Annotated in this window: 9 protein-coding genes; 5 read left to right on the top strand and 4 right to left on the bottom strand. The window is 72.2% G+C overall.

Annotated elements, in window-relative coordinates:
• The first annotated feature begins 33 nt into the window (after positions 1 to 33).
• From ACGFYV_RS04925 to ACGFYV_RS04945, 5 genes are all read left to right on the top strand, one after another.
• Positions 34 to 1,629: an ABC transporter substrate-binding protein gene (locus ACGFYV_RS04925; protein WP_393876932.1), complete on the top strand. Its 1,596-nt coding sequence runs from the start codon at positions 34 to 36 to the stop codon at positions 1,627 to 1,629.
• A 44-nt stretch (positions 1,630 to 1,673) separates the two neighbouring features.
• Positions 1,674 to 2,660 carry an ABC transporter permease gene (locus ACGFYV_RS04930; protein ID WP_393876933.1) on the top strand — a complete coding sequence of 329 codons (987 nt, stop codon included), beginning with the start codon at positions 1,674 to 1,676 and terminating at the stop codon, positions 2,658 to 2,660.
• Between the two features lie 88 nt (positions 2,661 to 2,748).
• A complete protein-coding gene (locus ACGFYV_RS04935; protein WP_393876934.1) occupies positions 2,749 to 4,608 on the top strand; it encodes a dipeptide/oligopeptide/nickel ABC transporter permease/ATP-binding protein in 1,860 nt (619 codons plus the stop codon).
• On the top strand, positions 4,605 to 5,597 hold the full coding sequence (locus ACGFYV_RS04940) for an oligopeptide/dipeptide ABC transporter ATP-binding protein (protein ID WP_393876935.1): 993 nt from the start codon (positions 4,605 to 4,607) through the stop codon (positions 5,595 to 5,597). Before ACGFYV_RS04935 ends, ACGFYV_RS04940 begins: the two co-directional genes overlap by 4 nt.
• Positions 5,594 to 6,952: an NAD(P)/FAD-dependent oxidoreductase gene (locus ACGFYV_RS04945; protein WP_393876936.1), complete on the top strand. Its 1,359-nt coding sequence runs from the start codon at positions 5,594 to 5,596 to the stop codon at positions 6,950 to 6,952. Before ACGFYV_RS04940 ends, ACGFYV_RS04945 begins: the two co-directional genes overlap by 4 nt.
• Before the next feature lie 34 nt (positions 6,953 to 6,986).
• Here the strand turns inward: ACGFYV_RS04945 and ACGFYV_RS04950 are convergent, their stop codons facing one another.
• The 4 genes from ACGFYV_RS04950 to ACGFYV_RS04965 are packed head-to-tail and all read right to left on the bottom strand — an operon-like array spanning position 6,987 to position 9,455.
• Positions 6,987 to 7,175 carry a hypothetical protein gene (locus tag ACGFYV_RS04950; protein ID WP_393876937.1) on the bottom strand — a complete coding sequence of 63 codons (189 nt, stop codon included), beginning with the start codon at positions 7,173 to 7,175 and terminating at the stop codon, positions 6,987 to 6,989.
• A gap of 31 nt (positions 7,176 to 7,206) precedes the next feature.
• Positions 7,207 to 7,950, bottom strand: coding sequence for an SRPBCC family protein (locus ACGFYV_RS04955; protein ID WP_393876938.1), 744 nt, complete (start codon positions 7,948 to 7,950; stop codon positions 7,207 to 7,209).
• A gap of 30 nt (positions 7,951 to 7,980) precedes the next feature.
• Positions 7,981 to 9,228 (bottom strand): cytochrome P450, encoded by a 1,248-nt coding sequence (locus tag ACGFYV_RS04960; RefSeq protein ID WP_393876939.1) that lies wholly within the window; start codon positions 9,226 to 9,228, stop codon positions 7,981 to 7,983.
• An 11-nt stretch (positions 9,229 to 9,239) separates the two neighbouring features.
• Positions 9,240 to 9,455, bottom strand: coding sequence for an MbtH family protein (locus ACGFYV_RS04965; protein WP_393876940.1), 216 nt, complete (start codon positions 9,453 to 9,455; stop codon positions 9,240 to 9,242).
• Between the last annotated feature and the right edge of the window lie 3 nt (positions 9,456 to 9,458).

Here is a 9,458-nt window from a genome sequence, read left to right on the forward strand (position 1 = left end):
GGCGCCGTCGATCGCGGTGGCACGATAAGCGCCATGCGCCGCCGAACCGTGTCCTCTCCAAGGGCGCGGTCCGTCCTGGCGGCGGTCGCCGTCGTCGTGTCGGCCGTGCTGGCCGGTTGCGACGGCAACGTGTCGTCGACGCGCACTCCTGTGGTCGTGGGCGGCACCGTCACGATCGCCGCCGCCTCCGAGACCCCGAGCTTCAACCCGTACTCGCAGTTCGGCCTGTCGCTCGCTGCTTATGCCTACGACTCATTGGTCGATGTGGCGCGGGACGGGCGTGTGGTGTCCGGTCTGGCCGAGAACTGGCAGGCCGGGGTCACTTCGGCGACTTTCACCCTGCGCAGGGGTGTGACCTGCTCCGACGGCACGGCCCTGACGGCGTCCGGGGTGGCTCGGTCGCTGCGGTATGCCGGCGATCCCCGCAACCGGCTCATCGGTGCCCAAACCGCCCTGCCCGGTGTGCCGTTCACGGTGTCGGCCGACGACGCGACGCGGACGGTGTCGGTGCGGACGGCGTCGCCGTACAGCTTCATCGTGCGGACGATCGGTCTCCTGCCCGTCGTCTGTCCCGCCGGACTGGCGGATCCCGGCGCGCTGGACAGGAGATCGCAGGGCACCGGCCCGTATGTGCTGAGCGGCTACGCCTCTGGCGGTCCGTACCTCTTCACACGGCGCAAGGGGTACGCGTGGGGGCCACGCGGAGCCGGCAACGCGGTTCCGGGGCAGCCGGAACGGATCGTGGTGACGGTGGTTCCGCAGGAGTCCACCGTGGCGAATCTGCTGCTCACGGGCGGAGTGAACATCGCCATGGTGACCGGCCCGGACCGCGCCCGGCTGACCGGTCACGGTCTGGCAACCGCCCAGGTGCCGACCGTGGTGGGGCTGACCTTCTTCAACGAGCGCTCCGACCGGCCCTTGAGCGATCCTGCGCTGCGCCGGGCGCTGGTGGGCGCCCTGGACCGCAAGGGCCTCGCCAATGTGGCGATCGGTGGAGAGGGTACGCCCGCGCGCCATCTCACCGCCCCGAACTCCTTCTGCTACGCCGACGCGGCCACGGGGAACCTGCCGTCGCACGGCGCCGTGCGAGCCCTGGGCGCCGCGGGCTGGACGAAGAACGCGCGCGGCAGGCTGGTCAAGCAGGGCCGGCCGCTGCGCCTGCGGCTGCTCAGCAGCGCGGACTTCGGCTCCACCCTTCCGTCGGTCGCCGAACTGATGGCCGTGACGTGGCAGGCGCTGGGCGTGGACGTCGACCTCGTCGGCGAGAGCCGCAACGCGGTGGTCCAAGCCATGTACGGAAGCGGCGACTTCGACGTCGTGGTCGGCAGCTCGCCGGGGCCGCAACTGCCCGCGCAGCTCGTCCCGTACTTCTCCGGCCCGCCGTCGTCGGGAGAACTGAACTTCGCGCATGTCGGCAACCCCGCCTACGACCGTTTCGTCGCCCGAGCCCTGCGTTCGCCGGGCTCGGCCAGCTGTGCGGACTGGAACAGGGCCGCTGAGACGCTTCTGCGCTCGGCCGACGCGCTGCCGGTCGCCGACGGCACGAGCACGGTGTACGGCTACCGGACGACCTTCGCCCTCGCACCCGGCGGCCGGATCCTGCCGACCAGCATCCGCCTGCACAGATAGCCGCGGCGGACGCGCAGCGCGCCCGCCGGTCGAGGAGGTTTGCCATGACAACCGTGTCCGCGCGGCTCGGTGCCCCGGCCCGGCACCGCCCGTGGGTGGTGTTCTGCTGCCGGCGCGCGGCACGGCTGGTCGTCTCGCTCTTCATTGTCGTCACCGCTTCCTTCGCGATGATCCGGCTGATCCCCGGGGACCCGGTCCGGGCCGCGCTGGGCGTGGACGCCCCGCCGGACCTGGTGGCGGCGAAGCGGCACGAACTCGGTCTGGACCGTAGCCTGCCGGAACAGTACTGGCAGCATCTGCCGCGGCTGGTCCGCGGCGACCTCGGGGTCTCGCTGGTGACCGGCGAGCCGGTGGCGGAAATGGTCAGGGCACGCCTGCCGGCCACCTTGCTGCTCGCCGTCCTGGCCTTCGTCTGCGTACTCGTCGTCGCCCTCCCAGGGGGCCTGCTCGCCGCGGTGTGGACACACGGGGGGCGACGCCCACGGGCGGAACTGGCGTTCACCGCCACCACCTCGGTCCTTGCGGGCGTGCCGGACTTCGTCCTCGCGACGGGTCTCACCGCGGGCCTGGCGGTCGGCCTGCGCATCCTTCCCGTCGCCGGCGACCTCGGTCCCCGGTCCTATGTGCTGCCCGTACTCGCGCTGGCGCTCGCTCCGACCGCGGTCCTGTCGCGGATCGTACGGGTGGAGACGCTCAAGGTCCTCGCTGCTGACCATGTCCGTGCCACCCGTGCGAAACGGCTGCCCGCCGTCCGGCTCCACCTGTGCCATGTGGCGCCGAACGCGCTGACCGCGTCGCTCACGTTCGCCGGGAACCTGTTGCCGGCCCTGATCGCGGGGACCGTCCTGGTCGAGAAGGTGTTCGCCTGGCCGGGCATGGGTTCGGCGATGGCACAGGCCGTGGTCGCGCAGGACTACGCGGTCGTCGAGGCATCGGTTCTGGTACTCGGCTCGTCGGTCCTCGCGGTGAACTTCCTGGTCGATCTGGCCCTCGCGCTGCTCGACCCCCGATCGGTCATCCGGAAGACGTGATCCGATGGCGCTCACCTCCTCTTCCCCGTCCTCGCCGTGTGCCACCAGCGGCCGGTCTCGCGCGTCCCGGTCGGGCTGGGCCACCCCCATGGGCGTGATCACCCTGGTGATGCTCGGGTCGCTCGCCGTACTGGCCGTCGCCGGGGCGGTGCTGTGGGGGCGGCAGGCCGACCGGCCGGACCCGTCGGCGGTACTGCGCGGGCCCTCCACAGGTCATCTCCTCGGCACGGACCGTCTCGGGCGCGACCTGCTCGCCCGGCTGCTCTCGGCGACCTGGCCCTCCCTGCTGCCGGCCGTCGCGGCCACGCTCCTCGGGGCGGCCGCCGGCATCACGCTCGGCGCGCTCACCGCCGTGGTGGGCGGGCGCGCCGCCCGCCTGCTGGGGGCTCTGATCAACCTTCTGCTGGCCTTCCCCGCGCTCCTCGTCGCGATGTTTTTCGCGGCTCTTTTCGGGGCGGGCGCGGGCGGTGCGGTCCTCGCACTGACCGTCGCCTCCGCACCGGGCTTCGCACGGATCACGCAGACCCTTGCCGCCCAGGTGGCCGGGACCGACTTCATGGCCGCGGCGCGCGTGCTGGGCCTGCGCCGCCACCGGCTCCTGCTGCGCCATGTCCTGCCCCACATCGCCGAACCGCTGATGCTCAACACCACGGTCGCCGCGGGCTCCGCGCTCGTGGCTCTGTCGGGACTGAGCTTCCTCGGACTGGGGGTGCGGCCCCCGTCGTACGACTGGGGACTCCTGCTCAGCCAGGGGCTGGACCGCATCTACACCGAACCGCTGCCCGCCGTGGCGCCCGGCATCGCCATCGTCTACGCCGCCGTCGCGTTCCAGCTGCTCGGCGAGATGCTGGCCGGAGCCGCCGCACGGCAGGCCCGCCCGCATCCGGGGGAAGAGCCGGTGGCGCACCCGGTGCGCGCCGACCGACCGGCATCCGTGGACCATGTGCTGGAGGTGGAAGATCTGCGGGTCGTTCTTCCCACCGCGGACGGGGTGGTGCGGCCCGTCCGCGGTGTCACCCTCGTCCTGCGGCGTGGTGAGATGGTCGGCCTGGTCGGCGAGTCCGGCTCCGGCAAGTCGCTGACGGCGCTCGCGATCGCCGATCTGCTGCCGGACGGCGCCCGCGCGAGCTGGGGTACCCACCGGTTCCTCGGCACGGACGTCGGGTCGTCGACTCGCGAGGAGCGACGCAGGCAGCTGGCGACGGGAATGGCGTTGGTCTTCCAGAACCCGGCCTCGGCCTTCAACCCGTCGCTGCGCATCGGAACGCAGATGACGGAGGCCGTGCGCGCACACCGTGGCACCCCCCGTGCCGAGGCCGTCGAGCAGGCGCTGGCCCGGCTTGAGCGGGTCGCGCTGCCCGCCGGACGCCGGTTGCTCCGGTCCCGCCCCTTCCAGCTCTCCGGCGGTCAACGCCAGCGAGTGGCGATCGCCATGGCTTCGATGATGCGTCCCGCCCTCCTCATCGCGGACGAACCGACCACAGCCCTGGACGTCACCGTGCAGCGGCAGATCATGGACCTGCTCCGCCGGATCCGGCACGACGACGCCACGGCGATCCTCTTCATCAGCCACGACATCGCCTTGGTGGCCGATGCCTGTGACCGGGTTCTGGTCATGTACGGGGGAATGATCGTGGAGAACCTTCCCGCCCGCGAACTGGCGTCCGGGGCACGGCATCCGTACACGCGGATGCTCGTCGCCTCGGTCCCGGACCTGGCCTCGGAGCGTGACCGTCCGCTGAGCACCATCGAGGCAGGGCCGCCCGATCCGTACGGTGCGACCCCGGGCTGCCCCTTCCACGACCGCTGCCCGCATCGGCTGGACCGGTGCGCGACGCAGAGCCCGGTGTTGTCGCCGCTCGGCCCGGGGCACGAGGTCGCCTGCTGGCAGCCGCTGCCCGCGGCACCGCCCCGCGATCGGCGGGAGACCGAGGAGGCGCAGAAGTGAGGACAGGGTCGGGGCTGGCGCTGTACGACGTCACCGTTCGCCATCACGGACCGCTCGGGCCGATCACGGCGGTGGACGGCGTGTCGCTGGACGTTCCCCAGGGCACGACGGTCGGCCTGGTGGGCGAGTCCGGGTCGGGGAAATCCACTCTGGCACGAGCGGTCGTCGGGCTGGCCCCCCTGTGCGCCGGACGGATCACCGTCGGGGGTCGGGAGTCCGGTGGGCGCCGGGCGGCCGACCGGCGCCGGCTGGGGCAACAGGTCCAACTGGTGTTCCAGGACCCGGACACGGCACTGGATCCGCGTATGACGGTCCGGCAGTCGATCGCCGAATCGGCCGGGGCCTTCGTCCGGCTGGACCGCCGCAGTCGCGAGCAACGCGTCGGCGGACTGCTGGAACTGGTCGGACTCGACGCCGGCTGCGCCGACCGGCTGCCGCGGCAGCTCTCGGGCGGCCAGCGCCAACGCGTCGCCGTCGCCCGCGCGCTCGCCGTCGATCCGGCGGTGCTCATCGCCGACGAGGTCACCTCGGCTCTCGACGTGTCGGTCCGGGCGGCACTGCTCACCATGCTCCGGGAACTGCAGCGGCGCATGGGCTTCGCCATGCTGTTCATCAGCCATGACCTCGCCGCTGTCCGTCACGTGTCGGACGCCGTCGCCGTGATGTACCTCGGCCGGATCGTGGAGATCGCCTCCACCGAGAGCCTGCTGCGCGCCCCACGGCATCCCTACACCCGAACGCTTCTGTCCGCCGTGCCGAGTCTGCGCGCCGAAAGACGCCCGACGGGGGAACCGCTTCTCGCCGGCGAGGTGCCCGATCCCGCGTCGCCGCCGACCGGATGCCGCTTCCATCCGCGCTGCCCCGTCGGACCGGGCCGGCATTCCGGGCGGGACATCTGCGCCGCACAGGACCCGCAGCAGGACGCGGCCGGTCAGCCGCATCGCGCCGCCTGCCACTTCCCGTACCGCACCGAGGACCTGCCGTCATGACGGAAAGGGAAGCGGACGCGCCTGCGTCCGGCGCGGACGCGGTCGTCGTGGGGGCCGGTGTGATCGGTGCCGCGGTGGCACTGGAACTGGCGCGCACCGGCCGGCGCGTGGTGGTCGTCGACAAGTCCGGCGGTGTCGGCCACGGGTCCACCAGCGCGTCGAGCGCGATCATCCGTTTCAACTACTCGACCTGGGACGGTGTCGCCACCGCATGGGAGTCCCAGCACTGCTGGGCACGATGGGCGGAGCACCTGGGCACCGTGCGGGGCCCTGGTCTGGCGGCGTTCCGGCGGACCGGAGCGGTACTCCTGGACCCACCGGGCTCCGGGACGTCGGAGGTCATCGCGCTGTTCGAGCGTGCCGGTGTGCCGTACGAGCGCTGGGACGCCGCGACGCTGCGCAGCCGGATCCCGGGTATCGACGCGGGACGCTACGGGCCTCCCAGGTCCCTGCTCGACGACGCCTTCTTCGCCGGCCCGCAAGGAGAACTCGGCGCGCTGTTCACCCCTGACGCCGGCTTCGTCGACGATGCCCGGCTCGCGGCACAGAATCTCGCGGACGCGGCGGCCCGCATCGGGGTGCGTTTCCTCTTCCGGCGCGCGGTCGTCGGTGTGCTGCGCGGCGAGGACCGGGTGGCGGGTGTCCGGCTCACCGACGGCACCGCGATCACGGCGCCGGTGGTGGTCAACGCCGCCGGCCCCTGGTCGGGCGGGTTCAACCGGACGGCCGGGGTCGGGGCCGAGTTCACCGTCGGGGTGCGCCCGCTGCGCCAGGAGGTGCATCAGGTGGCCGCGCCGCACTCTCAGGGCGACGGGACCGTCTCGGGCCAGGGCGGCACCGGGAGCACGTCCGGCCTGATCGTGGCCGATGTCGACCTCGGGACCTATCTGCGCCCCTGGGGCGAACACCTCCTCATCGGCAGTACGCTGCCCGCCTGCGACCCCAGGGACTGGCTCGACGATCCCGACGCGTGCAACCCGCACCCGACACCCGCCCGGTTCGAGACCCAGGTGACCAGGGCCGCACGCCGATTCCCGCTCCTCGGCGTTCCGAATCGGCCGACCGGCATCGCCGGTGTCTACGACGCCGCCGACGACTGGTCCCCCATCTACGACCGCACCGACCTGGCCGGCTTCTACGTCGCCATGGGCACGAGCGGCAACCAGTTCAAGAACGCTCCCCTGGCAGGCCGGTTCCTCGCCACCCTGGTCGACCGTGTCGAGGCCGGCCACGACCACGACCGTGATCCGCTGCGGTACACGGGGGAACACACCGGCGTCGTCGTCGACCTGGGAGCCTTCTCCCGCAGACGGCCCCTGGCCGAAGGTGCCACCTCTCGGACCGTCATGGGCTGACGTCACCGCCGGCCCCGTGACATCGGGAAAGGGGCTACCGGCGACCGCGCGCAGGTGCGGAGCCGAGCTTGGAACTCAGCACCGACAGGAAGACCGGGAGCTTGTCCACCGCGGACTTGGGGACAGTGGTGACCTGGACCGTGTCCCGCACCACGTCCTGCACGACGAGCTTGTAGGTGCCGTCCTCATGAACGAGTTCGGCGGCGTAGAGCAGTGTTTCCACCAGGGGCCCCTCGGTTGTGTCGGGCGACGGGTCAGGCGCCGTTGAGCCAGATGTTCCAGGCCTTGACGGCCCGCTGTTCGTCCGCGTTCTCGGCGAACAGGTGGTGGCCGAGCCAGATCGGCCAGTTCCAGGAACTGCCGTTGAAGAACCGGTACAGCGCGTCCGGGCCCCGCAGGCCGACGAAGTCGGGGCTCAGCCAGTCCACGACCACCTCCGTCGAGCCGCCGTCCGTACCCGGGAGGTCGAGCGAGCGCCGGTCGCCGACGGCCGCGTCGTCGTCGAGGCCGAGGCGCCGGCGCAGGGCGGCGAAGTCGGCGGGGTCTTCGGTGCACTCGTCACGGGCGGCCTTGACGTAGACGGCGGGGCGGCCGGCGAAGTGCCTCAGGTACTCGGGGAGGGAGTGCTGGTAGAAGTCGACGTGTTTCTCGGCCGCGTCCGCCTTGGTGTCCCAGTTCCAGGTGTCGTCGACGACGCCCGTGTGCACCCAGTGGATTCCCATCCGCAGGTGGCTCGTGCCGCCGTCGGCCGGCTCGATGCGGTAGGTGAGCGTGTTGGAGAACCCGCCGTCCTGGGTCGCGCGAACCGCGAAGTGGTGCGGCGGCTCCCACGCCACGACGGTGCTGTCGCCGCGCGTGGCCTTTCCGCCGACGCGTGGCTCGACCTCCATCGGGTACAGCCAGCCGAGGTTGCCGGCGCCGGTGGCGACCGCGTCCCAGACCTGTTCGGGCGTGGCGGGCAGATCCTGTTCCCGGCGGACCTCTAGCTCTCGGGCCATGGTCGCTTCTCCTTCGTCGTCGTTCATGGGTCAGTGGGCGAGCGGCAGCGCGGTGAGCCGCCGTTGCAGCGGGTTGGGCCGCCAGTCGAGGGCCGCGCCGTCGGCCAGCCGCAGGTGCGGGAGCCGGCGGACCAGCGTGCCGACGGCCACCTCCGCCTGGAGCCTGGCCAGCGCTCCGCCGAGGCAGAAGTGCGGGCCGTTGCCGAAGCTGAGGTGCCGGTTGCCGGGGCGGGTCAGGTCGAGCTGGTCAGGGTCCTCGAAGCGCTCGGGATCCCGGTTGGTCGCGGCGAGGAACAGGTAGGCCAGCTCGCCCTCGCGCAGCGTCCGCCCGCCGATCTCGATGTCCTCGGCGGCGACCCGGACGATCGCCTGGGTCGGCGTGTCGTAGCGGGCGAGTTCCTCGACGGCGGTGCGGAGCAGTGCCGGATCGGCGCGCAGCCGGGCCAGTTGGCCGGGGTGGCGCAGCAGGGCGAGCATGCCGTTGCCGACCAGGTGGGTGGTGGTCTCGTCGCCGGCGGTGATCAGGACGAAGCACGTGGACAGCAGTTCGGAGTCGGTGAGCCGGTCGTCCTGGGCCTGGGTGGCGACCAGGGCGCTGATGAGGTCGTCGCCGGGGTCGGCCCGGCGCCGACGGACGAGCCGGGCGAGGTACTCCTCGTACTGCTCGATCGCCGCCTCCGACTTGTCGATGTCCTCGCTCAGCCGGCCGAAGCGCTGGAACCAGGTCTTGACCTGCGGGAGGTCCTCGGGCGGGATGGCGAAGAGCTCGCAGACGACGGACAGCGGCAGCGGGGAGGCGACCGCCTCGATCAGGTCCATGGTCGGCCCGGCGGCGACCGCCTCGTCGATGAGCCGGTCGACGATCCGCTGGATGCCGTCGCGCAGGGCTTCGACGCGCCGGGCGGTGAAGGCCCGGTTGGCCAGCTTGCGCAGTCGGGCGTGGTCCGGCGGGTCGGTGTTGCTCATCACCCGGCCGAGCCGGTCGGTGAGCCGGCTGAAGGCCTTGAGGTCGCCGCCGAGCGCGCTGTAGGCGCGGGTCATCCTGTCGCGGTCGTTGGAGAGCCGCAGGTCGCCCAGTGCCGCCTCGACGTCGGCGTACCGGGTGAGGTACCAGATGCCCTGGGCACTGCGGTGGACCGGGTCCTCGCGGCGCATGCGGGCGTAGAACGGGTACGGGTCCCGGCGGGCCTCGGGCGTGAGCAGGGCCGCGGCGAGGTCGTCGGACCGGGCGAGGCCCGCGCTGTCGCGGGCCTCGTCGGCGGTATCGGTCAGGTTCACTGCGAGCCGCGCTACTGCTGGGCGTTCATGGCGTCGGCGAGGCTCTTGGGCCGCATGTCGGTCCAGGACCGCTCGACGTACTCCAGGCAGGCGGCGTGGGTGTCGGGTCCGTGGGCGACGTTCCAGCCGTCGGGGACGTCCGCGAACTGCGGCCACAGCGAGTGCTGGTTCTCGTCGTTGACGAGCACGAGGAAGGTGCCGTCCTGGTCCTCGAACGGGTTGGTCATGGG

This window comes from Streptomyces sp. NPDC048297 (genome assembly GCF_043201585.1).
Lineage (GTDB): Bacteria > Actinomycetota > Actinomycetes > Streptomycetales > Streptomycetaceae > Streptomyces.